The organism is Edwardsiella sp. EA181011, from assembly GCF_000800725.1.
Classification (GTDB): domain Bacteria; phylum Pseudomonadota; class Gammaproteobacteria; order Enterobacterales; family Enterobacteriaceae; genus Edwardsiella; species Edwardsiella anguillarum.
Genome location: NZ_CP011364.1, coordinates 3,453,160 through 3,478,784 on the forward strand (window position 1 = coordinate 3,453,160; position 25,625 = coordinate 3,478,784).

At 60.3% G+C, this 25,625-nt stretch carries 26 protein-coding genes; 12 read left to right on the forward strand and 14 right to left on the reverse strand.

Going from position 1 to position 25,625, the window contains the following annotated elements; genetic code table 11:
* The first annotated feature begins 133 nt into the window (after window positions 1–133).
* The 5 genes from QY76_RS15290 to QY76_RS15310 all read left to right on the forward strand — a co-directional run bounded on the left by QY76_RS15290 (window position 134) and on the right by QY76_RS15310 (window position 3,581).
* On the forward strand, window positions 134–919 hold the full coding sequence (locus QY76_RS15290) for a DUF4198 domain-containing protein (protein ID WP_034163684.1): 786 nt from the start codon (window positions 134–136) through the stop codon (window positions 917–919).
* A gap of 81 nt (window positions 920–1,000) precedes the next feature.
* Window positions 1,001–1,483: a hypothetical protein gene (locus QY76_RS15295; protein WP_034163685.1), complete on the forward strand. Its 483-nt coding sequence runs from the start codon at window positions 1,001–1,003 to the stop codon at window positions 1,481–1,483.
* The gene (gene cbiM, locus QY76_RS15300; RefSeq protein WP_034163686.1) at window positions 1,470–2,075 is read left to right on the forward strand and encodes a cobalt transporter CbiM; all 606 of its coding nucleotides are present in this window, start codon (window positions 1,470–1,472) and stop codon (window positions 2,073–2,075) included. The genes QY76_RS15295 and cbiM overlap by 14 nt, the downstream gene beginning before the upstream one ends.
* Entirely contained in the window at window positions 2,075–2,848 is a 774-nt protein-coding gene (locus QY76_RS15305) for an energy-coupling factor transporter transmembrane component T (RefSeq protein ID WP_034163687.1), read from the forward strand. The genes cbiM and QY76_RS15305 overlap by 1 nt, the downstream gene beginning before the upstream one ends.
* Complete coding sequence (locus QY76_RS15310; protein ID WP_049648898.1) at window positions 2,826–3,581, forward strand: energy-coupling factor ABC transporter ATP-binding protein; 756 nt, start codon at window positions 2,826–2,828, stop codon at window positions 3,579–3,581. Before QY76_RS15305 ends, QY76_RS15310 begins: the two co-directional genes overlap by 23 nt.
* Here QY76_RS15310 and thiI read toward each other — a convergent pair.
* Window positions 3,578–5,026: a tRNA uracil 4-sulfurtransferase ThiI gene (gene thiI, locus QY76_RS15315; RefSeq protein ID WP_034163688.1), complete on the reverse strand. Its 1,449-nt coding sequence runs from the start codon at window positions 5,024–5,026 to the stop codon at window positions 3,578–3,580. The genes QY76_RS15310 and thiI overlap by 4 nt on opposite strands.
* A 213-nt stretch (window positions 5,027–5,239) precedes the next feature.
* On the opposite strand from thiI, the gene xseB reads away from it, so the two are divergent.
* The 3 genes from xseB (at window position 5,240) to dxs (ending at window position 8,332) form a co-directional block, all read left to right on the forward strand.
* Window positions 5,240–5,482, forward strand: a complete 243-nt coding sequence (gene xseB / locus QY76_RS15320) for an exodeoxyribonuclease VII small subunit (protein WP_034163689.1) — start codon at window positions 5,240–5,242, stop codon at window positions 5,480–5,482.
* 3 nt (window positions 5,483–5,485) lie between these two features.
* Window positions 5,486–6,391, forward strand: coding sequence for a (2E,6E)-farnesyl diphosphate synthase (ispA, locus tag QY76_RS15325; RefSeq protein ID WP_045426212.1), 906 nt, complete (start codon window positions 5,486–5,488; stop codon window positions 6,389–6,391).
* Between the two features lie 75 nt (window positions 6,392–6,466).
* On the forward strand, window positions 6,467–8,332 hold the full coding sequence (gene dxs / locus QY76_RS15330) for a 1-deoxy-D-xylulose-5-phosphate synthase (protein ID WP_034163692.1): 1,866 nt from the start codon (window positions 6,467–6,469) through the stop codon (window positions 8,330–8,332).
* 80 nt (window positions 8,333–8,412) lie between these two features.
* On the opposite strand, the gene pgpA is transcribed toward dxs, so the two are convergent.
* From pgpA to queA, 11 genes are all read right to left on the reverse strand, one after another.
* A complete protein-coding gene (gene pgpA, locus QY76_RS15335) occupies window positions 8,413–8,913 on the reverse strand; it encodes a phosphatidylglycerophosphatase A (RefSeq protein ID WP_045426215.1) in 501 nt (166 codons plus the stop codon).
* Window position 8,914: 1 nt separating this feature from the next.
* Window positions 8,915–9,886, reverse strand: coding sequence for a thiamine-phosphate kinase (thiL, locus tag QY76_RS15340; RefSeq protein WP_034163695.1), 972 nt, complete (start codon window positions 9,884–9,886; stop codon window positions 8,915–8,917).
* 109 nt (window positions 9,887–9,995) lie between these two features.
* Window positions 9,996–10,415, reverse strand: coding sequence for a transcription antitermination factor NusB (gene nusB / locus QY76_RS15345; RefSeq protein ID WP_012847840.1), 420 nt, complete (start codon window positions 10,413–10,415; stop codon window positions 9,996–9,998).
* Between the two features lie 21 nt (window positions 10,416–10,436).
* The gene (gene ribE / locus QY76_RS15350; RefSeq protein WP_012847839.1) at window positions 10,437–10,907 is read right to left on the reverse strand and encodes a 6,7-dimethyl-8-ribityllumazine synthase; all 471 of its coding nucleotides are present in this window, start codon (window positions 10,905–10,907) and stop codon (window positions 10,437–10,439) included.
* A gap of 153 nt (window positions 10,908–11,060) precedes the next feature.
* On the reverse strand, window positions 11,061–12,182 hold the full coding sequence (ribD, locus tag QY76_RS15355) for a bifunctional diaminohydroxyphosphoribosylaminopyrimidine deaminase/5-amino-6-(5-phosphoribosylamino)uracil reductase RibD (protein WP_095666560.1): 1,122 nt from the start codon (window positions 12,180–12,182) through the stop codon (window positions 11,061–11,063).
* A 22-nt stretch (window positions 12,183–12,204) separates the two neighbouring features.
* A complete protein-coding gene (gene nrdR / locus QY76_RS15360; protein ID WP_034163697.1) occupies window positions 12,205–12,654 on the reverse strand; it encodes a transcriptional regulator NrdR in 450 nt (149 codons plus the stop codon).
* Window positions 12,655–12,949: 295 nt separating this feature from the next.
* Entirely contained in the window at window positions 12,950–13,918 is a 969-nt protein-coding gene (gene secF / locus QY76_RS15365; RefSeq protein ID WP_045426218.1) for a protein translocase subunit SecF, read from the reverse strand.
* An 11-nt stretch (window positions 13,919–13,929) separates the two neighbouring features.
* On the reverse strand, window positions 13,930–15,786 hold the full coding sequence (secD, locus tag QY76_RS15370; protein ID WP_071844197.1) for a protein translocase subunit SecD: 1,857 nt from the start codon (window positions 15,784–15,786) through the stop codon (window positions 13,930–13,932).
* Between the two features lie 27 nt (window positions 15,787–15,813).
* The gene (yajC, locus tag QY76_RS15375; protein ID WP_034163700.1) at window positions 15,814–16,146 is read right to left on the reverse strand and encodes a preprotein translocase subunit YajC; all 333 of its coding nucleotides are present in this window, start codon (window positions 16,144–16,146) and stop codon (window positions 15,814–15,816) included.
* A gap of 140 nt (window positions 16,147–16,286) precedes the next feature.
* Entirely contained in the window at window positions 16,287–17,426 is a 1,140-nt protein-coding gene (gene tgt, locus QY76_RS15380; RefSeq protein WP_034163702.1) for a tRNA guanosine(34) transglycosylase Tgt, read from the reverse strand.
* A gap of 147 nt (window positions 17,427–17,573) precedes the next feature.
* The gene (gene queA / locus QY76_RS15385) at window positions 17,574–18,647 is read right to left on the reverse strand and encodes a tRNA preQ1(34) S-adenosylmethionine ribosyltransferase-isomerase QueA (RefSeq protein ID WP_034163703.1); all 1,074 of its coding nucleotides are present in this window, start codon (window positions 18,645–18,647) and stop codon (window positions 17,574–17,576) included.
* A 239-nt stretch (window positions 18,648–18,886) separates the two neighbouring features.
* Here queA and QY76_RS15390 point away from each other — a divergent pair, with 239 nt between their 5' ends.
* Together QY76_RS15390 and QY76_RS15395 are read left to right on the forward strand one after the other, a co-directional pair.
* Window positions 18,887–19,468: an ACP phosphodiesterase gene (locus tag QY76_RS15390; protein ID WP_034163821.1), complete on the forward strand. Its 582-nt coding sequence runs from the start codon at window positions 18,887–18,889 to the stop codon at window positions 19,466–19,468.
* Between the two features lie 260 nt (window positions 19,469–19,728).
* A complete protein-coding gene (locus QY76_RS15395) occupies window positions 19,729–20,331 on the forward strand; it encodes a peroxiredoxin C (RefSeq protein WP_034163704.1) in 603 nt (200 codons plus the stop codon).
* A 54-nt stretch (window positions 20,332–20,385) separates the two neighbouring features.
* Here QY76_RS15395 and malZ read toward each other — a convergent pair whose 3' ends face one another.
* On the reverse strand, window positions 20,386–22,176 hold the full coding sequence (malZ, locus tag QY76_RS15400; protein ID WP_045426221.1) for a maltodextrin glucosidase: 1,791 nt from the start codon (window positions 22,174–22,176) through the stop codon (window positions 20,386–20,388).
* A 287-nt stretch (window positions 22,177–22,463) separates the two neighbouring features.
* Here malZ and QY76_RS15405 point away from each other — a divergent pair, with 287 nt between their 5' ends.
* The gene (locus QY76_RS15405; protein ID WP_034163706.1) at window positions 22,464–23,741 is read left to right on the forward strand and encodes a mechanosensitive ion channel family protein; all 1,278 of its coding nucleotides are present in this window, start codon (window positions 22,464–22,466) and stop codon (window positions 23,739–23,741) included.
* Between the two features lie 131 nt (window positions 23,742–23,872).
* Entirely contained in the window at window positions 23,873–24,139 is a 267-nt protein-coding gene (locus QY76_RS15410; protein WP_034163708.1) for a hypothetical protein, read from the forward strand.
* Window positions 24,140–24,225: 86 nt separating this feature from the next.
* On the opposite strand, the gene proY is transcribed toward QY76_RS15410, so the two are convergent.
* Window positions 24,226–25,623, reverse strand: a complete 1,398-nt coding sequence (proY, locus tag QY76_RS15415) for a proline-specific permease ProY (protein WP_034163709.1) — start codon at window positions 25,621–25,623, stop codon at window positions 24,226–24,228.
* Between the last annotated feature and the right edge of the window lie 2 nt (window positions 25,624–25,625).

The window sequence follows — 25,625 nt, forward strand, 5'->3', positions numbered from 1 at the left end:
CACATTTATAGATAGGGGTACTTGCGCGCACTGAAAAATTACATTAAAAGGTTCGGGTTATTCTTCACAATTTATTTCCAGTAAATTCATCTCTATGATTTATTAAACTCAACAAGACGTAAGGGAGGTTACTATGCTAGCTAAACCCATGCACTTACTTATTCCCTTAGGACTGCTATTGATTCTGAATACAGCCTCCGCTCACGAGTTTCTGATTAAGCCAGAGAAGAGCCAACTGAGCGCCGGTGAGTCTGTCCGCATCGAGGCAATCTCCTCCCATATATTTATGGTGAATGAAGAAATGGAGAATCTTAGCGATGTCACCCTCGCCTTGTATCAAGGTGGAGTGAGTACTCCTCTTCCTCTGCATGAACAGCCACAGCACAATACCCTTGATGCCCAAGTCATCTTGCCACAAGCAGGAAGTGCGCTGCTGGTTGGCCACCGCCTACCGCAGATCTGGTGTGAAACTACCGAAGGTATGTTACCCGGCGATCGTGCCACCCTAGAAGCACAGGGGAAAAAAGTCATCAGCGTTAACCGCTATGAAAAGTTCGCCAAGACCCTACTCAACCCCACCCCTGGAGATACCACTTACCAGCAGGTATTAGGACAGAAACTGGAGTTAATCCTACTCACCAATCCTGCCGACATTAAAGGAAACGGAAAAGTAAAAGTTCAATCATTATTAGATGGCCAACCACTACAGAGCACTATCAACATTACTTACGATGGTTATTCCCAAGAATATAAGACATATCTAGCCAATCAACAAAGTGATTCACAAGGGATCGCCGAATTTACCATTACACAACCCGGGCTATGGTTGTTACATGCCGGGATAACGCAGTCACAATCCCAATCAGATATTAATAAACATGATTTACGGGCAACTCTGGTCTTTCCTATCGCAGAATAAAAATTACCATCAGTTGAATTAACGACGTGACGTTCTCCAGCGGAGTTATGACCGGCAACAGGGCAGAGGAGGTAAATTATCATGCGTTCTATCGCAATCTGGATGTTACTCCCCCTATTGGGGGCGCTGGTCGCGCCGGTTGGTGCACATAGCGTGCTAGTGCGCGATCTGAGCAGCGATCAGGCGCAAGTGGTACAGTTCGGCTATTCCACCGGTGACGCCGCCCCCTTCGCCCAGATCAAACTCTATGCACCCGATAATGCCACCACCGAATATCAGAACGGACGTACCGATCGCCTGGGGCGCTTCGCCTTCGTCCCCAACCAGAGTGGTGAATGGCGTCTGGAGATGCGCGACGGTATGGGACATGCGCTCAATCACCCCCTTAAAGTGACACAACAGGCGGTCAAAGCGGAGCCCCAACCGCTAAATGGCGGCCTCTTCTCCCGCTTCTCCATGCCGTTACGCGCGCTACTCGGCGTTAGCTTACTCATTAATATCTACGCCGCCGTCGGCTATATGACGCGTCACCATGGGCGGAAAAACACACATGCACATCAGTGAAGGGATCTTAACGCTACCGGTGATCTTTTCCGGCTGGGGGTGTAGCGCGCTACTGGCAATGCTGGCGCTGCGGCACACCTCTACGCAACAGCTACCGCGTATCGCCGTCCTGAGCAGCGCTTTCTTTCTGGCCTCGTTGGTACGCATCCCTCTGGGGGCCAGCTCGATACACTTCACTCTGCTCGGCGTTATGGGGATCATCCTCGGCTGGAGCGCTTTTCCCGCCATCTTCATCGCCCTGGCACTACAGGCGATACTCTTTCAATTCGGTGGCCTCTTGTCGCTCGGGGTCAATGCCAGCGTCATGGGCGGCGCAGCGCTACTGGGCTGCCTGCCACTGACTCCTGGGTTGCGACGCCCCGGCCGGCTGGCGTCTGGCATCGCCTTTCTCTGCGGTGCCTTACCCATCGTCATCGCTGCCGTACTCATCTATCTGGCACTCACCTGGAGCCACGCCACCCTTGCCTCAACGGCCACGCTACTGTTCATCGCCAATCTACCGCTGGCGCTGCTGGAGGGAGGGATCACCCTGTTTGCCTTTCTGTTCCTGAAGCGGGTCGCTCCCGAACTGCTCACCGGTAGCCTCCGCTAATGTTCTCTTTTAACGCCCCTCGATCCACGCTCTCGGCCAAGCCACGCTATGGCTGGGATCCACGTTGCCGGCTCGGTGGCGCGCTGTTAGTCAGCGCTGGCGTAGTACAGAGCCTCACCCCACAATTCGTCGCCGTTTGGGGTGCCCTGGCCGCACTCGCTCTGCTGCTCACCCCACTGCCGCGGGGCGCCTATCGTGCCTTTATTCCTTTAAATATCTTGATGCTATTTCTCTGGCTCACCCTACCCTTTAGCGTCGCAGGCGCTAGCTGGCCCCCAGGACTAGCGGTACCATTACATCCAGGCATCACACTCGCATGGCTGTTGACCCTCAAATCCAACGTATCACTGGCATTCCTACTCTTCTTTTGTGCCGGGCTCGATACCACAACATTAGGTGCCGCATTGCAGGGGATGCGCGTACCGGCCAACACCGTCTCGCTGCTGCTACTCACCTTCCGCCACCTCAGCACCTTAGCGCGCTATCTACGTGCCAGCCTGCAAGCCTTGCAGCTGCGCGCGCCGGCGCGTCAGCGTCTAACGTTACGCACCAGGATGTGGATCTACGCCTGTATGCTCGGCTCCGTACTGGTCTACGCCACTCGCCATGCAGAGGATGTTCGCCTCGCCCTGTGCTGCAAACCCGCAATGCCGCGCTACGACATCCGCCGACATCTGCATTGGCGCCGGCGCGACAGCATGACGCTCGCCCTGATCCTCTTGACACTGCTGTTATTCATAGGAGGAGAACGTGTCTATCTTGCTCCAGGTTGAACACCTCACCGTCGCCTATCAAGCATTACCGGTGCTACGTAATGTCAACCTGACTATTCACCATGGAGAAAAGGTCGCCCTGATTGGTGCCAACGGCAGCGGCAAGTCGTCACTGTTGCTACACCTGTGCGGCTGCTTGACCCCTAGAGCAGGAAGTATCAAGGTGGAGGGGATCTCCTGCATCGGCCAGCCCCGGCGCGCGGGGCAACGCCTAGGCCTGTTGTTCCAGCGCCAAGAGTGTCAGTTGATTCTGCCATCGCTGCGTGAGGAATTAGCGCTGTCGATCGGTGACAGTCCGCTGAGTGAGGTGGCACATCAACAGCGGATCCAACAGATCGCCACCACCTTCGGCCTTCTGCCGCTACTCGATCTGCCGCCCCATCACCTGTCGGGCGGCGAACAGCAACGCGCGGCGCTAGCCACATTATTGATCGCGGATCCAGCTCTACTCCTGTTGGATGAGCCCAGCGCGGCGCTCGATCCGCAGGCACGTCGTACCTTGATCCATCATTTGAATAGCCTGAATAGCGCCCTGCTGCTCGCCACCCACGATCTCGATTTGGCCCTACAGACGACCCAACGAACGCTGGTGCTCTGCAGTGGACGTATTGCAGCCCAAGGCGCGACGGCGCAGATCCTGCGTGATGAGACGCTGCTGGAGGCGTATGGGTTGACGTTGCCGCTCAGCCTGCAAGCGAGGCTGGACGGCAACATAGAGGAGAGAAGCGCTTAAGGCCGGTAAACGCGTACGTTGTCGTAGCCCTGCTCTTTCAGATACAGCGCCTGCAGACGGCTCATCACCCCGCGATCGCAGTACAGCACATAGCGGCGGCGCTGATCCAGATCGCCGAAGGCGTTGGCCAGCTTATAAAACGGCAGGCATACCACCTCGCTGTCCGCCAGCTGCAACGGCTTCGCCTCCTGCTCATCCGGCGCGCGGATATCCAGCACCACATCGCCCTGCTCCAGCGACGCGATGGTCTCGACCTCCACCACCTCGGCCTCGGTCTGACGCGCGATATCGCGGATATCCAGCGTCTGCGCCTCATCGACCACCCGCTCCAGGATCGCGAAATCGAAGTGGGTCTCCTCCGCCTCGATCTTCGCCTTCACCGCCTTCACGGTCGGGCTCTTGGAGATCACCCCGCAGAACTCCGGCATGGTCTTGGCGAAGTCCTCGGTACCGATCTGGCGCGCCAAGCGGATGATATGCTCTTTGTCGTGGGCGATCAGCGGGCGCAGTACCAGCGTATCGCTCACGCCGTCGATCAGACGCAGGTTGGTCAGGGTCTGGCTGGAGACTTGTCCCAGCGCCTCCCCGGTCACCAGCGCCTGAATGCCGTAGCGCTCGGCGACCCGAGACGCGGCGCGCACCATCATGCGCTTCAGCACCACGCCCATCTGGCCGTCGTCCACCTTCTCCAGGATCTCGCCGACCACCGGAGCAAAGTCGATGGCGACAAAGCGCACCCGGTGTGAGCTGCCGAACCGGTTCCATAGGTAGTGCGCCACCTGTTTCACGCCGATTTCATGCGCCGAGCCGCCCAGGTTGAAGAAGCAGTAGTGCACCCGGCAGCCGCGGCGCATCAGCATGTAGCTGGAAACCCCGGAGTCAAAGCCGCCGGAGATCAGCGACAGAACATCCTCCTGGGTACCGATGGGGTAGCCCCCTTGGCCCTCAAAGCGACCGCGCACCAGCAGCAGGCGATCGTCTTCAATCTCCAGGTTAACCGTCACCTCGGGGTGATTCAGACGAACCCGGGCGCTGGGGATATTCTGATTCAGGCCGCCGCCGACATAGCGCTCCACCTCAATCGAGGTGAATTCGTGCTTACCACGCCGCTTCACGCGTACGCAGAAGGTTTTCTCTTCTAGCTGTTCGCGGTACATCGCCAGCGTCTGCTCAAAGATGTCGTGCATGTCGGTGTAGGGATGATCCTCCACCTCTAAAATGTGATGAATACCCGGGATCCGGGTTAAGGCATCGCGAACCAGGTCGCGGCGGCTTTCCTCTTTGGCCCGAACTTCGATATGATCCCAATGGCGCGTTACCGCCACATCTTCAACCAACGGTTTCAACACGTTGCGGATATTCCCGGTCAGGATTTTAATAAAGCGCAGGCGTACGGACTGGCTTTTGATGGTGATTTCCGGGAATAATTTAATGATAAACTTCATGGCGGTCGTGGCTAATAGTCGTCGAGATATGCGTTAAAAGGGCTTACACTGCACGGGCGCGCTTTCTGTAGAATGTAGCGCCGTGCCGAGCACAGAGCGCGCAGTATACCACTAAGTTAGCCAAAACGGTGCGAACATGTACGCCGGCAGATGCAGAATCTTGCCGAGCCACGGACCCGTCCGCCGTTTTGCCAGCAACCAAGTAAAGAGAATATGGCCAAGAAAGCACCCGCCGCACCGGCATTTGAACAGGCACTTAGCGAACTGGAACAGATAGTGGTACGCCTCGAGTCCGGCGATCTGCCGCTGGAGGAGGCGCTCAGCGAGTTCGAGCGCGGCGTCCGCCTGGCCCGCCAGGGACAGCAGACCCTGCAGCAGGCAGAACAGCGCGTTAAAATCCTGCTCAGCGACGATCAGGATGCCCCGCTATCGCCTTTCAATGCGGAACAAGAGTAAGCCATGGCGTCTTTTGAACAACAGATGAAAACCTGCCGCCAGCGGGCGGATGCTGCGCTGATCCAGGCGCTGGATACCCTGCCCTTTGCCGACGGACCGCTGGTGGGCGCCATGCGCTACGGCACCCTGCTGGGCGGCAAGCGCCTGCGCCCCTATCTGGTGTACGCCACCGGAGGCCTGTTTGGCTGCTCGCCGACGGCGCTGGACGCACCGGCCGCCGCCGTTGAGTGCATTCACGCCTACTCGCTGCTGCACGACGATCTACCCGCGATGGACGATGACGATCTGCGCCGCGGCCAGCCGACCTGCCATATCAAGTTTGGCGAGGCCCATGCCATACTGGCCGGCGACGCGCTGCAGACCCTGGCCTTTTCCATTCTGGCCGATGGCCCGATGCCCGGCGTAGCCGATCGCGACCGGCTACAGATGCTGAGCGAGCTGGCCCACGCCAGCGGCGTCGCCGGCATGTGCGGTGGTCAGGCGCTCGATCTGGAGGCAGAAGGGCGACACGTGGCGCTGGCGGCGCTGGAACAGATCCATCGCCATAAAACCGGGGCGCTGATCCGCTGTGCGGTGCGCATGGGAGCCCTGGCCGGCGGTGATGCCGGACGGAGCGCCCTGCCGGCCCTTGACCGCTACGCCGCCGCCATCGGTCTGGCGTTCCAGGTACAGGATGACATTTTGGATGTGGTGGGCGACAGCAGCAAAACCGGCAAGCGCCAGGGGGCGGATCAGCAGCTGGACAAGAGCACCTATCCAGCCCTGCTCGGCCTGGATCAGGCGCGGCAGAAGGCTGCGATACTGCTGGACGAGGCGCTGCAGGCGCTGGCAGAGCTTGAACAATGCCACAACCTGGATACGCAGGCGCTAAAATCCTTAGCCAGTTTTATCGTTGAGCGCGATAATTAACGCCATAATAACAATTTCCGTCGGCCTGTGCGCACGACGGGCGTTGTCACACGAATACGCAGACATGAGCCGCTAATGAGTTTTGATATTGCCAAATACCCAACGCTGGCGCTGGTGCAGGATCCCGACGATCTGCGCCTGTTGCCCAAAGAGAGTTTGCCGACGCTGTGCGATGAGCTGCGCCAGTATCTGCTGAACAGCGTCAGCCGCTCCAGCGGGCACTTCGCCTCCGGCCTGGGGGCCGTCGAGCTGACCGTGGCACTGCACTATGTCTATAACACGCCGTTCGACTCGCTGATCTGGGACGTCGGTCATCAGGCCTACCCGCACAAGATCCTGACCGGGCGGCGCGACCGCATCGCCACCATCCGCCAGAAGGGCGGGCTGCATCCGTTCCCCTGGCGGGACGAGAGCGAATATGACGTGCTGAGCGTCGGCCACTCGTCGACCTCCATCAGCGCCGGGCTGGGCATGGCCGTCGCCGCCGAGCGCGAAGGGCTGGGCCGCCGTACCGTCTGCGTCATCGGCGATGGCGCCATGACCGCGGGGATGGCCTTTGAGGCCATGAATCACGCCGGCGATATCAAGGCCGATATGCTGGTGGTGCTGAACGACAATGAAATGTCGATCTCCGAAAACGTCGGCGCCCTGAACAACCACCTGGCCCAGCTGCTCTCCGGCAAGCTGTACGCCAGCCTGCGCGAAGGCGGCAAGAAAGTCCTTTCCGGGCTACCGCCGATCAAAGAGCTGGTCAAGCGTACCGAAGAGCATCTCAAAGGCATGGTTGTGCCGGGCACCCTGTTCGAGGAGCTGGGCTTTAACTATATCGGCCCGGTGGATGGCCATGATGTGCAGGCGCTGGTCGCCACCCTGAAGAACATGCGCGGCCTGAAGGGCCCGCAGCTGCTGCATATCATGACCAAAAAGGGCAAGGGCTACGCCCCGGCGGAAAAGGATCCCATCAGCTGGCACGCGGTACCCAAGTTCGACCCGGCCTCTGGAACCCTGCCCAAAAGCAGCGGAACCCTGCCGACCTACTCCAAGATTTTCGGCGATTGGCTGTGTGAAACGGCGCTCAATGATGAAAAGCTGATGGGGATCACCCCGGCGATGCGCGAGGGCTCCGGGATGGTGCGCTTCTCCCGCGAATACCCGCAGCAGTTCTTCGACGTTGCGATCGCCGAACAGCACGCCGTTACCTTTGGCGCAGGGCTGGCCATTGGCGGCTATCATCCGGTGGTCGCAATCTATTCCAGTTTCCTGCAGCGAGCCTACGATCAGGTGATCCACGACGTCGCCATCCAGCGGCTGCCGGTGCTGTTCGCCATCGACCGCGGCGGGATCGTCGGCGCCGACGGACAGACCCATCAGGGGGCCTTTGATCTCTCGTTCCTGCGCTGCATCCCCAATCTGGTGATCATGACCCCGAGCGATGAGAACGAATGCCGTCAAATGCTGCAGACCGGCTATGAATACCGCGAGGGGCCCTCGGCGGTGCGCTATCCGCGCGGCACCGGCACCGGCGTACCGCTGACGCCGCCGCAGGCCCTGCCGATCGGTAAGGGCGTCCTGCGCCGCCGCGGCGAGCGCATCGCTATCCTCAACTTCGGCACCCTGCTGCCGCAGGCGCTGGAGGCCGCCGAGCGTCTGAACGCCAGCGTCGCCGACATGCGCTTTGTTAAACCGCTGGATGACGCGCTGGTGCGCAGCCTGGCCGAGCAGCACGACTACCTGGTCACCCTGGAGGAGAACGCCGTCATGGGCGGCGCCGGCAGCGGCGTCAATGAGCTGCTGATGCAGCTACGCCTGCCGCGACCGGTGCTCAACATCGGCCTGCAGGACAGCTTTGTTCCCCAGGGCAGCCAGGAGGAGATCCGCCGCGATCTGCAGCTGGACGCCGACGGCATCCTCGCGCAGCTGGAGGCCTGGCTGGCGTGTTAACGCCCGCCACTAGCTGACAAAAAGGGGCCGCGCTGCGGCCCCTTTGTTACCTCATCCGACGCGTCGCGTCAGCCGCTGACTCAGCGTATGCCATAGTACCCGGCCAGCCACAGCAGCAGCGCCGACAGCACCCCGGCGACGATGTCATCGACCATAATGCCCCAGCCGCCGTGCACGTTGCGGTCAAACCAGCGGATAGGCCAGGGTTTCCACATGTCCAGTACCCGAAAGATCACCAGCCCGGCCAGCACCCAGCGCCACTCCAGCGCCGGCACCGCCATCAGGGTGATCCACATACCGACAAACTCATCCCACACGATACTGCCGTGATCGTGTACCCCCATATCACGCGCGGTGCGGTGACACAGGTAGGTGCCGAGCGCAATGCTCAGCAGCAGAACCACGATATACAGCGACAGCGGCAGCCGCACGAGCAGCAGCCAGAACGGGATGGCGGCGATCGATCCCATGGTACCGGGCACCAGCGGGCTCAGACCGCTGCCAAACCCGGTCGCCAGCAGGTGCCAGGGATTCCCCATCCGCAGACGCGCCTTGGCCGCCCGCTGCTGTTGCTTCGTCATTTTAGCCAAAGTGATCGAACCCCTGTATATCCAGCGTCACCTGACGATCCCCGCGCCACAGGCATATGCCCTCCGACGCCGGCGCCATCTGCCCGATGCAGGTATAGCGGCACCCCAGCTGGGCGAGCGCCATATCCAGCGCGCCGCGGTACATCTCCGGCACGGTGAAGCACAGTTCATAGTCTTCGCCGCCGCCCAGCGCCCAGTTCTGACAGGTTTCGGCGTCGGCGTGGCGCATCAGCTCCGCCGACAGCGGCAGCTTATCCAGGTACAGATGGGCCCCGCAGTCGCTGGCCTTAAGGATGTGGCCCAGATCGGCGATCAGCCCGTCGGAAATATCGATGGCGGCGCTGGCCAGATCGCGTAGCGCCTGCCCCTGCAGCACCCGCGGCTGCGGGCGCAGGTGGCGCCCGAGCAGATAGCGCCGATCGGCCTCATCGGCCACCGTCAGACGCGCTTGCAGCAGCGCTAGCCCCGCGGCGCTGTCGCCCAGCGTCCCGGTGACATAGATCCAGTCGCCCACCCGGGCACCGCTGCGCAGCAGCGCCCGGCCGGCCGGCACCAATCCTTGAACGGTATAGGTCAGGCTCAACGGGCCGCGGGTTGTGTCTCCCCCGATCAGCTGCATGCCGTAGTAGTCTAACTGCTCAAACAGGGCATCGCTGAAAGCCTGCAGCCAGGGTTCATCCACCGCGGGCAGTGTCAGCGCCAGCGACACCCAGGCCGGATCGGCGCCCATCGCCGCCAAATCGCTGATGTTTACCGCCAGGGATTTATAGCCGAGATCGGCCGGATCAATCTCTGGCAAGAAATGAATGCCGCTGACCAGCGTATCGCTGCTGACGGCCACCCACTGTTTTTCCGACACCGACAGCAGCGCACAGTCATCGCCGATACCACGCTGGACATCGTGTCGCGGGGTGCACCGACGGTTAAAGTAACGGGCTATCAGATCAAATTCACCGTGTGCCATAGCTTGTTTCCTGCGATCGGGCCGGTCGCACAGCCGAAAAAAAGGCCGGAAAACCGGCCTGTTGCGTAGCTGTCAGGCCCCATAAGGCCGGGCGGACGACCCGCGATAATTATTTACGGTTCGGACGCACCTGCGGTGCAACCTTATCCAATACGCCGTTGACAAACTTGTGGCTGTCTTCGGCGCCAAAGGTTTTTGCCAGCTCAATGCCTTCATTGATGGCCACTTTATAAGGGACATCCTGACGCTTGCTCAGCTCATAGATGGACACGCGCAGGATAGCTCTCTCAACCTGTCCCAGCTCCTCCAGCTGACGTGACAGCACGGGTGCCATCAGGCCATCCAGATAGTCCGCATTGCTTGCCACACCGGACAACAACTCACGGAAATAGTTAACGTCAACATCTTTCACGTCCTGCTCTGACAGAAACTGGTATTCGACATCGGCGATGTCGTTTTTAGAGATCTGCCAAGAGTAGAGTGCCTGGACAGCACACTCACGGGCGCGGCGACGGGCAGCAGGTTTCACGGAATTCCCCTTACTAATAAATCAGGCTTTAATGGCTTTAAGTACATTGATCATTTCGAGCGCGGTCAGCGCGGCTTCCGCACCTTTGTTACCCGCTTTGGTCCCAGCACGATCAATGGCTTGTTCGATGGTTTCGGTGGTCAGCACGCCAAAGGCGACCGGTACGTCGGTATTCAGCGCGACGCTGGCCAGGCCGGAGCTGCACTCACCGGCAACGAATTCAAAATGGGCGGTACCGCCGCGGATCACGGTACCCAGCGCCACGACGGCGTCGTAACGGCCAGAGGACGCCAGTGCGCGAACGGTCAGCGGCAGCTCGTAGGCGCCCGGCACCCACACTACGGTAATATTTTCGTCAGAAACCTGACCAATACGCTTCAGCGCGTCGATCGCCCCTTCCAGCAAACTGTCATTGATGAAATGGTTAAAGCGCGCGATCGCGATGGCAACACGCGCTTGGGGAGCAGCAACAACGCCTTGAATCGTTTTCATACGGTTTCCTTAACATACGTCAGTTATACCCCGCAGGGGGGCGGATTCTATCATACTCTTTGCGCTTCTGCTCAGATCCATTGTCATTTCGGCGGCCGCGCCCAGCCGAACGCGACGTCAGCGCTCACGCGCTGTCGGGCGAGATGACGCCGCCTAGACCATGCGTAGCGTCAGACGCAAATCGTTGCCGACCCGAGTGACGTCGCTAAACGTCAGGGCCGGGGCATCGCCCAGGCGATCCAGCCCAGGCAGGTGACACAGTCCGCGCGCCGCATCACCCAACAGCATCGGCGCCAGATAAACAATCAGCTCATCGACCAGTCCAGCCTGCAGCAGGGCGCCGGCCAGGCGTGGCCCGGCCTCGACCCACACGCTGTTCAGCTGCATTTTACCCAGCTGCATCATCAGCAGCACCAGATCTAGCCCCTCGCCGTGGCGCGGTACCGCCAGCTGGCTCACCGTCGACGGCCAGGCCTGCATATCGGGGTCAACCCGCGCCAGCAGGGTCTCGCCGGGCTGTGTTATCAGCCGATGCTGCGGCGTTACCCGGTTATGGCTGTCCACGATCACCCGCAGCGGCTGGCGCAGGTGTTCACGCGGATACAGGCGCTGGGTCTCTTCATCCAGTGACGCCCAGCGCACCGTCAGCGCCGGATCGTCCGCCAGCACCGTCGCGCTGCTGCTTAAAATCGCCGAGCTCTGCGCCCGGTAGCGCTGGACGTCGGCGCGAGCGTCGGCAGAGGTGATCCACTGGCTTTCGCCGGAGGCCATCGCGGTACGCCCGTCAAGCGAGGCGCCCAGCTTCAGCTGTACATAGGGAAAACCGGTGCGCATCCGCTTCAGAAAGCCTTTATTGATGGCTTCAGCCTCGGCCAGCATCAATCCGTGGCGCACGCTAATCCCCGCCTGCTGCAGGCGGAATAGCCCCCGGCCGGCCACGTGGGGGTTTGGGTCTTGCATCGCCGCGACCACCCGGCTAACGCCGGCGGCCACCAGCGCGTCAGCACAGGGAGGCGTACGGCCATGATGGCTGCACGGCTCCAGGGTGACATAGGCCGTCGCGCCGCGGGCCTGCTCTCCGGCCATCCGCAGAGCGTGGACCTCGGCATGGGGCTCTCCGGCGCGCAGATGAAACCCTTCGCCCACGATGCGATCGTCGCGCACCAGTACGCAGCCGACGTTAGGGTTAGGGGTAGTGGTAAAACGACCACGGCGCGCCAGCTCAAAGGCGCGTGCCATGTAAAATTCATCGGAATGGGCTGCAGACATCATCATCACGGTTCCTACGCTGAATGTGCTACTCCTGCAAGCGGGCGATCTCTTCACCGAACTCCCGCACATCCTCAAAGCTGCGATATACGGATGCAAAGCGGATATAGGCCACCTTATCCAGCTTCTTCAGCGCATCCATCACCAGGTTACCGACCATCTTGGTCGCGACCTCGCGCTCGCCGGTGGCGCGCAGCTGAGATTTAATATGGCTGATGGCCATCTCGACATCATCGGAGTTCACCGGGCGCTTCTCCAGCGCTTTCAGCATGCCGCTGCGCAGCTTCTCCTCGTTGAAGGGCTCCCGCACACCGTTGCTCTTGACCACCCGGGGCATCACCAGTTCGGCCACTTCAAAGGTGGTAAATCGTTCATTGCAAACCAGACACTGGCGACGGCGGCGCACCTGCGAGCCATCGCCCACCAGACGCGAATCAATGACCTTGGTATCGACAGCGGAACAAAACGGACAGTGCATAACTCTTCCTGGACGGCTTCGGGGTCGCCATAGTGTACCCCCAACCTCGCCGACAACAAAGGGAGAGGGCCCTTCGTTTGCCGGGAAAATCACACAACCGCACGATAAAACGCATATTTCGCCGGCTATATCCCCCAATCCTCTAAAACTACTGTTCAGTGGGGGTATAAACCCCCGCCAGCTACCGCCTTTACACCAATAATTGCGCTACAGACATAAAAAAATCCGCCATTACGGTCTGTAATGGCGGATTTGTTCCGTCTGCGCGACCGCCCTTGGCGGCCATTCGCATCGCTTATGGCAGCAGCGAAGGCTGATCGGCGCCCTCTTTCTCCACTTTCTGCTGCAGCATGTGCTCACGCTTCATGCCCAGCTTCAGCGCCAGCGCCGAGGCGACATAGATAGACGACACGGTACCGATGGAGACCCCGATCAGCATCGTCAGTGAGAAGCCTTTCAGCATCGCGCCACCGAAGATGTAGAGACAGAGCACTACCACCAAGGTCGTCGCCGAGGTCATGATGGTACGGCTCAGGGTCTGCGTCAGCGAAACGTTCACGATCTCATAAGGCGTACCGCGACGGATCTTACGGAAGTTTTCGCGGATACGGTCAGAGACCACGATACTGTCGTTGAGCGAGTAGCCGATAACCGACATCAGCGATGCCACGATGGTCAGATCGATCTCGATGTGGAACAACGACAGCACCCCGAGCGTGATCACCACGTCGTGCGCCAGCGCCAGCACCGCACCGAGTGCCAGACGCCACTCGAAGCGGAAGCCGACGTAGATCAGGATACTGATCAGCGCCACCAGCAGCGCCATGCCGCCGGCCTGCGCCAGATCGCTGCCCACGCTCGGACCGACGAACTCGATACGCTTAACGGAGGCATTGCCATCGATGACCTGCTCGACCACTGCCACGATCCGGTTACCCAGCTCCTGACCCTCGTTGCCGCTAATCGGCGCCATGCGGATCATGATGTCGCGGCTGCTGCCGAAGTTCTGCACCACCGGCTCGTCAAAGCCTGACTTCACCAGAGCGGCACGCATCGCATTGAGATCCGGTGCTTTCTCCACCGTCAGCTCAATCACCGTCCCGCCGGTGAAGTCCAGGCCCCAGTTGAAGCCCTTCACGTACATCACCAGACAGGAAGCCAGCAGCAGCAGCCCGGAAAGCATGAAGGCAACGTAATCCCAGCGCATAAAGTCAATGACCTTACGCCCATGGTTAAGTTGTTCAACGGTATAATCTTGTGCCATTCCCTAACCCCTTAGATAGACAGCTTGTTGATGCGCTTGCCGCCGTACAGCAGGTTGACAATGGCGCGGGTACCGACAATGGCGGTAAACATCGAGGTCGCCACACCGATAGCGGTGGTGATGGCAAAGCCCTTGATGGAGCCGGTGCCCACGGCGTACAAGATCACTGCGGTAATCAGCGTGGTCACGTTGGCATCGATAATACTGGAAAACGCGCCTTTGTAGCCCTCATGGATCGCCTGCTGGACGGTTCGCCCGTTGCGCAGCTCCTCCTTGATACGCTCGTTTATCAGTACGTTGGCGTCAACCGCTACCGCAAGGGTTAGCACGATCCCCGCAATGCCCGGCATGGTCAGCGTGGCCCCCGGCAGCAGCGACATAATCCCGACGATCATCACCAGGTTAGCCAACAGCGCAGTGGTCGCGATCAGACCGAACTTCTTGTAGAACACCACCATGAAGACGATGGAGGCGACCAGGCCCCACAGGCAGGCTTCCAGCCCCTGCTCAATGTTCTGCATCCCCAGGGTTGGGCCGATAGTCCGCTCTTCCACGATCTGGATCGGCGCAATCAGCGCGCCGGCGCGCAGCAGCAGAGAGAGCTGACGGGCCTCAGCCGGGTTATCGATGCCGGTAATCCGGAAGCTGTTACCCAGGCGTGACTGGATCGTCGCCACGTTGATCACCTCTTCCTGTTTCTCCAGGATCGGCTTGCCGCTGGCGTCTTTCTTGCCGCTGTCCTTATATTCCACAAACAGGGTCGCCATCGGCTTGCCGATATTGTCCTTGGTGAAGTTAGACATGGCGCTGCCGCCGGCGCTGTCGAGGGAGATATTAACCTGCGGACGGTTAAACTCATCCTGGCTGGAGGTGGAGTCAGTGATGTGGTCACCGGTCAGGATCACCCGCTTGTACAGCACCACCGGGCGGCCGTCACGGGTATATTTGACCTCGGAGTCACCTGGCACGCGACCGCTGGCGGCGGCCTGTGCATCCACGTTGCTGTTGACCAGACGGAACTCCAGCGTCGCGGTCGCGCCCAGAATTTCCTTGGCGCGCGCCGTGTCCTGGATACCCGGCAGCTCAACCACGATACGATCGGCGCCCTGGCGCTGTACCAGCGGTTCGGCAACGCCCAGCTGGTTCACGCGGTTACGCAGGATATTGATGTTCTGCTGCACCGCATACTCACGGGCCTCACGCAGGCGATCGTCCGTCATCACCGCTTTCAACGCCGTATCACCGGCGTTGCTGAAGACCAGATCGCGGTGGCGCGGAGAGAGGTAATCGCTGGCCGCATCGCGGGCGGCGGCGTCACGGAAACTGATCTCCACGCCTCCGCTGGCGGGATCGGGCAGCTTACGGATGGTAGAGTAAGGAATGCCTTTGTCACGCAGATCGCTACGCAGGGTATCCATGGTCTGTTCCTGCAGCTTGCTCAGCGCAGTATCCATGTCCACCTGCATCAGGAAATGCACGCCGCCGCGCAGGTCAAGACCCAGCTTCATCGGCTCGGCGCCGACCATCGCCAGCCACTTCGGGGTAGCCGGTGCCAGGTTGAGTGCGACGACATATTTATCACCCAGCGTATCGACCAGCGCTTCGCGCGCCCGCAGCTGAATGTCGGTATCAGTAAAGCGTGCCAGAATGGCACCATTTTCCAGCGCAATGGATTTGCTGGGGATATGCTGTTTTTCAAGCACATCACGGACTTGGACCAGTGTTGACTCACTGGCGGCGACACCGCGCGCGCCAGTGATTTGAACAGCCGGATCCTCGCCATAAAGGTTAGGGAGCGCATACAACAGACCGATGACCAGCGCCACGATCAGCATGATGTACTTCCACAAAGGATAACGGTTTAACACGGCAGTTCCCTTAGGGAAAATCGAAAATTACAGCGCTTTCATCGTACCTTTCGGCAGGACGGCGGTCACGAAATCGCGTTTGATGATCACTTCGGTAGTGTCATTGAGCGCAATGGCGATATAGCCGGTGTCGGCCACTTTAACCACGCGGCCAATCAGACCACCGTTGGTCAGCACCTCATCACCCTTGCTGATGGACTCCATCAGTTTTTTATGTTCCTTGGCACGTTTTTGCTGCGGGCGCAGGATCATAAAATAGAAAATCAGGCCGAAGACGACCAGCATGATCACCAGAGAGTACGGACTGCCCTGCGCCGGAGCCCCTGCAGATGCAACAGCGTCAGAAATGAATAAACTCATCGAAATATCCCTCATTAATTACTATAGATAGCAACAACACACTGCCAAAGCACAGTAAGTGCATTAAACCGGCCAGGATCCATTTCCCGACCGGCCTAACCTTTCTACGCTGCCGCCCTTAACGCCGCACGACGGCGGGATCAGGACGCGGCGTCGGCTGCGCCCAGCGGCGGAACCGTACGACCTCGGCGACCATAAAAATCAGCCGCAAAGCGCTCTAATTTACCTTCCTCGATAGCCTGGCGTAAAGCCGCCATCAAACGCTGATAGTAACGCAGGTTGTGGATGGTGTTTAAACGGGCACCCAGAATTTCGTTACAACGGTCGAGATGATGCAAGTAGGCGCGGCTATAATTGCGACAGGTGTAACAATCGCACTCGGGATCCAGCGCAGCGGTATCCTCTTTGTATTTCGCATTGCGAATTTTTACCACCCCGCCGGTGACGAAAAGATGGCCGTTGCGCGCGTTGCGCGTCGGCATGACGCAGTCGAACATGTCGATGCCGCGCCGCACCCCTTCCACCAGATCCTCCGGCTTGCCGACGCCCATCAGGTAACGCGGCTTATCCTGCGGGATCATCGGGCAGACATGCTCCAGAATACGGTGCATATCCTCTTTGGGCTCACCTACCGCCAGGCCGCCCACAGCGTAACCATCAAAGCCGATCTCTACCAGCCCTTTTAATGATACATCTCGTAAATCTTCGTAAACGCTGCCCTGAATAATTCCGAACAGCGCATTCTGGTTACCCAGCTCATCAAAACGCTGACGGCTGCGTTTAGCCCAGCGCAGCGACATCTCCATGGAGCGCTTGGCGTAGTCCCAGTCCGCCGGATAGGGGGTGCACTCATCGAAGATCATCACGATGTCCGATCCCAGGTCGTACTGGATCTCCATCGATTTTTCCGGGCTCAGGAACACCGGAGAGCCGTTGATCGGATTACGGAAGTAGACCCCCTCCTCCTTGATCTTGCGCATCGCTCCCAGGCTGAACACCTGGAAACCGCCGGAGTCCGTCAGGATCGGCCCCGGCCACTGCATAAAGTCATGCAGATCGCCGTGCAGCTTCATGATCTCCTGACCCGGGCGCAGCCACAGGTGGAAGGTATTACCCAGCAGGATCTGGGCACCGGTCTGGGCCACCTCTTCCGGCGTCATGCCTTTTACCGTGCCGTAGGTCCCTACCGGCATAAACGCCGGCGTCTCAACGACGCCGCGTTCAAAAATCAGGCGGCCGCGCCGGGCGCGTCCATCGGTGCTGACTAATTCGTACTTCACTCAAACCTCCGTCATCAGAAAAACAGTCTGATGGTGTCATGCCCTACCGGCGCACCCGACGCGGCGGGAAACCGGCCCCCGACGGCGTTAGCCGCCGTAATCGGGCGAAAAATGGCCCACCGCTTACGCCGGCGGGCCGCGTAAAAATCAGGCTGAAACCACCTGCTCCTGTTCAGCCTGCGGGTTACGGGTAATATACATGGCATCCCCGTAGCTAAAGAAACGGTATTGCCGCGCCACCGCGTCGCGATAGGCGTCCAGCGTGTGGCGATACCCGGCAAACGCGGAGACCAGCATGATCAGCGTGGACTCCGGCAGGTGGAAGTTGGTAATCAGAGCATCAATTACCTGATAGTGATAGCCCGGATAGATAAAGATTTGCGTATCGTCAAAGAAGGGGGCGATAAGCGCCTGCTTACTGGCCGCCGCCGCGCTCTCCAGCGAACGAACGGAGGTGGTGCCGACCGCGATCACCCGATTGCCGCGCGCCTTACAGGCCAGGACGGCATCGACAACCTCCTGCGGAACCTCGGCGTATTCGGAGTGCATGATGTGATCTTCAATGCTCTCAACCCGCACCGGCTGAAAGGTGCCTGCGCCGACGTGCAGGGTCACAAAGGCCATCTCAACCCCTTTGTCGCGCAGTTTGTCCAGCAGCGGCTGATCGAAGTGCAGACCCGCGGTCGGCGCCGCCACGGCGCCGGGGCGTGAGCTATATACGGTCTGATACAGCTCGCGATCCGCCTCCTCATCCGGGCGGTCGATGTACGGCGGCAGCGGCATATGGCCGGCCGCATTGAGGATGGTCAACACATCGCGCGGATCGTCAAACCCCAGCTCAAACAGGGCATCGTGGCGGGCCAGCATGGTGGCGCGGATATCCTCGTTATCCCCCAGCAGCAGCTCGGCGCCCGGCTTGGGCGCCTTGGACGCTCGCACGTGCGCCAACACCCGGGCGCGATCCAGTACGCGCTCGACCAGCACCTCGACCTTACCGCCGCTGGCCTTGCGGCCAAACAGACGCGCCGGGATCACCCGGGTGTTGTTGAACACCAGCAGATCGCCCGGATTGAGCTTATCGACGATATCCGTAAACACCCCGTGCTCCCGCGCGCCCGTCGGACCATCCAGCGACAGCAGGCGACAGCCGCTGCGTTGTTCCTGGGGATAGCGGGCAATCAGTTCATCGGGCAGTTCAAAGGTAAAGTCGGACACACGCATGGTTTGGTTTCACTATATGATTGACGGTAATACGCAGAAGAAAAACGGCTTAGTCTAGAGCCGCCGACGAGAGGCTGCAACCGCAGATGCCGCCCGGCGGCAAATTAGGCGCTTTTCCGCGCGCGGCGGCGGGGCCCTCCGGGGTACGGGGCTCCCAGGACGGCCGGGATCATGCGGCCCGGCGCCGCGCATCGGCGCAGACGCTGGCTCTGCGCTGCGTGCTCCCGTATACTCAGCGGATGAATTTTCTCGCCCACCTTCACCTGGCCGCGCTAGCGGACAGTTCGCTGCTCGGCAACCTGCTGGCCGACTTTGTCCGCGGCGATCCAAAGCCCTACTATAATGCCGACGTCTGCGCCGGAATCCGCATGCACCGCCGCGTCGATAGCATGACCGATAGCCTGCCGCAGGTTCGCGCCGCCCGCGCCTGGTTTGGCGACGACTATCGACGAGTCGCTCCGATCACCCTGGATATCGTCTGGGACCATTTTCTGGCCCGCCACTGGTCAACGCTGGAGCCGCAGCGGCCGCTGCCCGACTTTATCGCCCACGCCAGCGCCGCTATCCTGCCCCATCTCGAGGGAACCCCGCCGCGCTTTCGCACGATGAACCAACACCTGTGGCAAGAGCGCTGGCTGCAGCGCTATGCCGAACTGCCGTTTATCGCCAGGGTGCTCAGCGGCATGGCGCAGCGCCGTCCCCGGCTGGCGGCGCTGAGCGGATCGTTCAGCGATATCGAACGTCACTACGATCGTCTGGAGGCGCAGTTCTGGCACTTCTATCCCCAGATGATGCGCCAGGCGTACGCCAAGGCGCTGTAGCGCCTGCGCAATATGTTCCCAAACGCGCATTTTCATAACAATATGGGCACATAAAGGGTGGCTAAAATCGTATTTTACGCTATGGTTTTGACATCTCATCGGCGGTGATGGCCATTTTTTGGTCATTATTCGTAACAATTGATTGGCATTGACTATCATATTGATTGGCGCTTCACGCTTTATTTACAAACGACAACTTCGTATAGTTAGCGCCAGATAAAGATTCGATAACCTACTGAATACTATTAACGGGAGTTATTATGGTCCTGGTTTCTCGTCAAGCCCCCGACTTTACCGCTGCCGCCGTGATGGGTAACGGTGAAATCGTTGATAAATTCAACTTCAAAGCGTTCACTCAGGGTAAACCGACCGTGGTTTTCTTCTGGCCGATGGACTTTACCTTCGTTTGTCCGTCTGAGCTGATCGCCTTCGATCACCGCTACAGCGAGTTCCAAGCGCGCGGCGTGGAAGTGGTCGGCGTCTCCATGGACTCCGAGTTTGTTCACAACGCCTGGCGTAAGACCCCGGTGGATAAGGGCGGTATCGGCGAAGTACAGTACCCGCTGGTTGCCGACGTTAAGCACGAAATCATGCGCGCTTACGGCATCGAACACCCAGAAGAGGGCGTAGCGCTGCGCGGCTCTTTCCTGATCGACAAAGATGGCATCGTACGTCACCAGGTGGTCAACGATCTGCCGCTGGGCCGTAACGTTGATGAAATGCTGCGCATGGTCGACGCCATGCAGTTCCACGAAGAGCACGGCGACGTCTGCCCGGCCCAGTGGGAAAAAGGTAAAGCAGGCATGGGCGCCTCTCCGGACGGCGTTGCCAAGTACCTGACTGAAAACGCCGCTAAGCTGTAATCGTTTATCCTGCGCCAAAAAAAGCGACCCACGGGTCGCTTTTTTTATGCCCGCTCACCCCTTCAGCACCCACACGCTGGCGCTCTCGGCGGGAAGCCTCAGCGCCAGGGTCTCCGCCCCGGCCTCCAGGCATCCGGCGCCGCACAGCGCACGCCACGCCCCCGTCGGCAGCAGCGGCGTGCAGGGCAACCGCACCTCGCCCTCGCCGGTACGCTGGATAGCCACCAGCACCGACTGCCGCTCCAGCCGGCGGATAAACAACAGCGTTTCGCCATCGGCATAGATGACCTGACAGGCGCCGCGGCGCAGCGCGGCGTGTCGGCGACGCATCTGCGCCAGCTGACGGCACAGGCTGTGCAGCGCACTGTCCCACTGCGCAGGATCCCAGGGAAACGGCGCCCGGCAGTAGGGATCGTTCTCCCCCGCCAGGCCAATCTCGTCGCCATAGTACATGCAGGGCGCCCCGATCCAGGTAAATAGCCAGGTCAACGCCAGCATCATCCGCTGACGGTTTCCCCGTAGCAGGGTAATAAAACGGGCGGTATCGTGGCTGTCCAGCTGGTTAAACTGACACAGCTGCTGCGTCTGACTCAGACTGGCGCGATATGACTCCATCCATTCAGCGCACTGGGCCGCGCTGAGCCGGATGGGCTGGTAGGCGACGTCCACGCCGGCGAGAAACGCGCGCAGCGGTAGGGCAAAGCCCATATAGTTCATGGCGCCGTCCTCCACCCCAGCCTGCAACCAGCGGCGCGCGTCGCCAAAGTGCTCGCCCAGCACGTAGGCCTGGGGATTTTCGGCCTTCACCGCCCGGTACATCTCCGCCAGATGATGCAGGTTGCCCCGGGCGCCGCCCGCTTCGCCCAGCATGTGGATGACGTCCAGCCGCCAGCCGTCAATGGCATAGGGCGGGCGCAGCCAATAGCGCATCACGCTGTCATCCGCCCGATAGATGCTGTCGATCACCCGTGGGCTGGCATAGTCCAGCTTGGGCAGGGAAGCCTCTCCCTTCCAGCCCAGCGCCCGTCCGTCGGCGTCAAAGCTGTAGCGTTCACGCTGCGGCGACGCGGGGTGGTGGCAGGCGCCCTCCTCACCGCGCCGCGGGCGATCGAACCAGCGGTGGGTGTCGCCGGTATGATTGAATACGCCGTCCAGCAGCAGGCGGATACCCGCCTGGGCGGTGGCCTGACGCAGCCGGATCAGCGCCGGATCGCCCCCCAGCCCCGCATCCACCCGATAATAGTCGGCGGTATCATACTTATGGTTGCTCGGCGCGCTGAAGATGGGGTTCAGGTAGAGCGCGGTAATCCCCAGCGCCCGGAGATAGGGTAGCCGCGCGGTGACGCCATCCAGATCGCCGCCGTAGAACGTGTGGGCATCCGCCGTATCGTCCAGCGGCGTCGCCCAGTCGCGCCAGCCCGGGGCCGGCGCCGTCTCCGCCGCGGCGCTGCGGGCGAAGCGATCGGGAAAAATTTGGTAAAACACCTGGTCGGCAACCCACTCGGGATAGGGCGACGGTATGCTGACGGCGAACTGCATCTCCTGACCCGGCGGCGTCTCCCGCAACCCCAGGGGCGTGAACCAGCGCTGACGATCGGCCCACAGCAGCTTAAAACAGTAGCGCCGCAGCGGTTCGCCCTCCCGCAGCGAAAGGCGGCCCCGGTAGCACACGCCCGCGCGGCACCGGTAACGGCGCATCGGCAGCAGCCACTCCTCATTGTCCGGTTCACAGCGCAGCAGCACCCGCTGCGGCAGATCCTCACCCGCCAGCAGCAGCGTCACCACCAGATCGTCTCCGCGGCGACGCACATAGGGCGCGACCGGCAGATGCCAGGCATTGAACATGATTCCCTTCCTTCATTCAGCAAGATACCGCGATCATGACACTGCCCAGCGTGGCCGCGCCTCCCCTATCGCGCTATTTTAGGGGGATGAGCGCGGGGGATGAGGCGATACCCGCGCCAGATTTTTTGTAAGTCAGTGTCAAATAAAGAGAAAACCGGTTGACTGCTCGCCTGCAGCCGTTAGCCTATCACAGGGTCGCCCGCCCTCGCCGCGCATCGACGCCGGGAGGGGCGCCGCGGCGCCCGTGACCACACGCAATGCATCACAAGAAAAATGAAGGAGCCTGCATGCAAAAAGTATTAATGCGCTGGCTGGAGCAGTTCGGTTTTGAGTTCACCCATGTGACCTCGCTGGTGATTGTTCTGGGACTGATTATTCTGACGGCGGCGATCATTCACCTGCTGCTGCACCGTCTGCTGCTCACCCGTCTGCAGGCGCGCGGTCTGCAGAGTGAGAACATGTGGATTAAGGCGCTGACCCAGCACAAGCTTTTCCACCGCCTGGCCTCGATGTTCCAGGGGATCATCGTCAATATTCAGGCCGTATTCTGGCTGCACCCCGGCACCGACGCCGGCTATGCGCTGATCGTCGCCGCCCAGCTGTGGATCCTGCTGTTCGCCCTGCTCTCCCTGTTCTCCCTGCTGGATATCCTGCTGGATCTCTCCCATCAGCTCGCCGTCGCCACGCAGCTACCGCTGCGCGGCATCTTTCAGGGCACCAAGCTGCTGGCGGCGATCCTTATCGGCATCCTGATGATTTCGCTGCTGATGGGGCAGTCACCGATCCTGCTGATCAGCGGCCTCGGCGCCATGGCGGCAGTATTGATGTTGGTGTTTAAAGATCCGATCCTGGGACTGGTCGCCGGGATCCAGCTATCGGCCAACGACATGCTGCACCTCGGCGACTGGCTGGAGATGCCCAAGTACGGCGCCGACGGGGCAGTCACCGACATCGGTCTGACCACCGTGAAGGTACGTAACTGGGACAATACCATCACCACCATCCCCACCTATGCCCTGGTATCCGATTCGTTTAAAAACTGGCGCGGCATGTCGGAGTCGGGGGGGCGCCGCATCAAGCGCAGCCTGAACATCGATACCACCAGCGTTCGCTTTCTCAACGATGACGATCTGGCCCGGCTGCGCCGCAGCGCGTTGCTACAGCCCTATCTGCACGACAAGAGCCTGGAGATTGCCAACGATAACCAGCGGCAGCATATCGATCTGGACTCGCCGCTCAACGGCCGTCGCATGACCAATCTGGGCACCCTACGCGCCTATCTGCAGGCCTATCTACTGCAGCACCCCCGTATCCGCAAGGACATGACCCTAATGGTGCGTCAGCTGGCGCCGACCTCCGATGGCCTGCCCATTGAGATCTACGCCTTCACCAATACCGTTATCTGGGCCGAATACGAGGGGATTCAAGCCGATATCTTCGATCACACCTTTGCCGTCATCGAGCAGTTTGGCCTGCGGATCCACCAGACGCCAACCGGTACGGACGTGCGCGCCATCGCGCAGCACCTGCCCCGAGACGACGGGGGTAACCTTACCCTCAGCTGACAGTTGCCGACGCAGATGTTTCGTGCCGTAACAAAGCGCCCCCATCTCTCTCACGATATGAATACGGGGTTCACGCCCCGCCGTGGCTAGGATACAAAGACAACGCACGTTTTTAACCGGGAGAATTTGCTTTGTTTACACGGCTACGCACACATCTGCTGCCGCTGCTGTCGGCCCTGATCCTGGTGGGCTGCCTGCACGGCGCCAGCGGCAACGGCGTCTCACCCGACGCCCTGCATGCCGCACAGCACTATGAAGAGATGATCAATACCCTGCACGACGTCCGCGATGCGCTGCGCCAGCGCAGCAACGGCGCCTGGCGCGATGAGCGGGAGGAGGCCCCGGCCGACCCCTTCACCGGTGTGAGCGAAGTCCGCGCCCGCCGTCGCCCTCACTGATACGATAGACGGAGCCCTTCTATAACGACAAACGGAGCCCTTAGGCTCCGTTTCTTTCTCTTGCGCTCAGCGTCGCGCGGCGCGTATCACTCCACGTGCTCCGGCGGCAGCGACTGCGCCAGGTCCGGCGACGCCGGCTGGCGGACAAAGCGATAGCCGATCAGCAGGGCCAGGATCCAGATGGCGCCGGCGTACAGCGATATCCGCGTATCCGGGAAATAGCCGATCAGCGCGATGATAAAGGCCAGAAACAGGATCCCCAGCAGAGAGGTATACACACCGCCGCGCAGCGGGAAATCCAGCCCTTTGACCTGCTCCGGCGTCAGGCGGCGGCGAAAGGCGATCTGCGACAGCAGGATCATTATCCACACCCACACCGTGGCAAAGGTCGCCAGCGAGGCGATCACCAGAAAGACGTTCTGCGGCATGATGTAATTCAGGTATACCGCCACCAGCAGCGCCAGTACCATCACCACCACCGTGACCCACGGAATGCCGTGGCGAGAGAGGCGGGCAAAGATACGCGGTGCATGTCCCTGCTGCGCCATACCGTGCAGCATGCGGCCCACCCCGAACACATCGCTGTTAATCGCCGACAGCGAGGCCGTGATCACCACAAAGTTCAGGATCCCGGCGGCGGTGGTAATCCCCAGGTGCTGAAAGGTCAGGACGAAGGGGCTGCCCTGGGTGCCGACCTCATTCCAGGGATAGATGGACATGATCACAAACAGAGTGCCGACGTAAAACACCAGAATCCGCAGCGGCACCGAATTGATCGCCTTGGGGATCGCCGTCTTGGGATCGGCCGCCTCGCCGGCGGTGATACCGATGATCTCAATCCCGCCATAGGCGAACATCACCAGCTGCAGCGACAGGATCATCCCCATCACACCGTGGCTGAAAAAGCCGCCGTTGCTCCACAGGTTATGAATACCGGTCGGCTGACCGCCGTTGCCGATGCCCCAGATAATGATGCCAAAGCCCGCCAGGATCATCACCACGATGGTGGCGACCTTAAAAAAGGAGAACCAAAACTCCAGCTCGCCAAACACCCGCACGCTCATCAGGTTCACCGCGCCGATGATCAGCACCACGCTCAGCACCCAGATCCAGTGCGGCACCGCGGGGAACCAGACCCCCATATAGATGCCGAACGCCGTCACGTCGGCGATCGCAACAATCAGGATCTCGAAGCAGTAGGTCCAGCCGGTGATATAGCCGGCCATCGGTCCCAGATAGTCCTGCGCATAGCGCGAAAAAGAGCTGGCCTGTGGGTTATTAACCGACATCTCACCCAGGGCACGCATGATGATAAACGCGACCACGCCGCCGATCAGATAGGCCAGCAGCACGCTGGGCCCCGCCATCTTAATGGCGTCGGCCGAACCGTAGAAAAGGCCGGTGCCAATCGCCGACCCCAACGCCATAAAGCGGATATGGCGCGCATTGAGCCCCCGCTTTAGCTTATTGGCTTGTTGTTGCATGT

What these genes read in the sequence shown, in the direction of transcription:
- cbiM (WP_034163686.1), top strand. Translation starts at nt 1,470, where the DNA reads ATGCACATCAGTGAAGGGATCTTAACGCTACCGGTGATCTTTTCCGGC.
- queA (WP_034163703.1), bottom strand. Translation starts at nt 18,647, where the DNA reads ATGCGTGTGTCCGACTTTACCTTTGAACTGCCCGATGAACTGATTGCC.
- nrdR (WP_034163697.1), bottom strand. Translation starts at nt 12,654, where the DNA reads ATGCACTGTCCGTTTTGTTCCGCTGTCGATACCAAGGTCATTGATTCG.
- QY76_RS15290 (WP_034163684.1), top strand. Translation starts at nt 134, where the DNA reads ATGCTAGCTAAACCCATGCACTTACTTATTCCCTTAGGACTGCTATTG.
- QY76_RS15395 (WP_034163704.1), top strand. Translation starts at nt 19,729, where the DNA reads ATGGTCCTGGTTTCTCGTCAAGCCCCCGACTTTACCGCTGCCGCCGTG.
- proY (WP_034163709.1), bottom strand. Translation starts at nt 25,623, where the DNA reads ATGCAACAACAAGCCAATAAGCTAAAGCGGGGGCTCAATGCGCGCCAT.
- QY76_RS15305 (WP_034163687.1), top strand. Translation starts at nt 2,075, where the DNA reads ATGTTCTCTTTTAACGCCCCTCGATCCACGCTCTCGGCCAAGCCACGC.
- QY76_RS15390 (WP_034163821.1), top strand. Translation starts at nt 18,887, where the DNA reads ATGAATTTTCTCGCCCACCTTCACCTGGCCGCGCTAGCGGACAGTTCG.
- pgpA (WP_045426215.1), bottom strand. Translation starts at nt 8,913, where the DNA reads ATGACGAAGCAACAGCAGCGGGCGGCCAAGGCGCGTCTGCGGATGGGG.
- thiI (WP_034163688.1), bottom strand. Translation starts at nt 5,026, where the DNA reads ATGAAGTTTATCATTAAATTATTCCCGGAAATCACCATCAAAAGCCAG.
- dxs (WP_034163692.1), top strand. Translation starts at nt 6,467, where the DNA reads ATGAGTTTTGATATTGCCAAATACCCAACGCTGGCGCTGGTGCAGGAT.
- QY76_RS15405 (WP_034163706.1), top strand. Translation starts at nt 22,464, where the DNA reads ATGCAAAAAGTATTAATGCGCTGGCTGGAGCAGTTCGGTTTTGAGTTC.
- ribE (WP_012847839.1), bottom strand. Translation starts at nt 10,907, where the DNA reads ATGAAAACGATTCAAGGCGTTGTTGCTGCTCCCCAAGCGCGTGTTGCC.
- secF (WP_045426218.1), bottom strand. Translation starts at nt 13,918, where the DNA reads ATGGCACAAGATTATACCGTTGAACAACTTAACCATGGGCGTAAGGTC.
- ribD (WP_095666560.1), bottom strand. Translation starts at nt 12,182, where the DNA reads ATGATGATGTCTGCAGCCCATTCCGATGAATTTTACATGGCACGCGCC.
- QY76_RS15295 (WP_034163685.1), top strand. Translation starts at nt 1,001, where the DNA reads ATGCGTTCTATCGCAATCTGGATGTTACTCCCCCTATTGGGGGCGCTG.
- xseB (WP_034163689.1), top strand. Translation starts at nt 5,240, where the DNA reads ATGGCCAAGAAAGCACCCGCCGCACCGGCATTTGAACAGGCACTTAGC.
- ispA (WP_045426212.1), top strand. Translation starts at nt 5,486, where the DNA reads ATGGCGTCTTTTGAACAACAGATGAAAACCTGCCGCCAGCGGGCGGAT.
- yajC (WP_034163700.1), bottom strand. Translation starts at nt 16,146, where the DNA reads ATGAGTTTATTCATTTCTGACGCTGTTGCATCTGCAGGGGCTCCGGCG.
- malZ (WP_045426221.1), bottom strand. Translation starts at nt 22,176, where the DNA reads ATGTTCAATGCCTGGCATCTGCCGGTCGCGCCCTATGTGCGTCGCCGC.
- thiL (WP_034163695.1), bottom strand. Translation starts at nt 9,886, where the DNA reads ATGGCACACGGTGAATTTGATCTGATAGCCCGTTACTTTAACCGTCGG.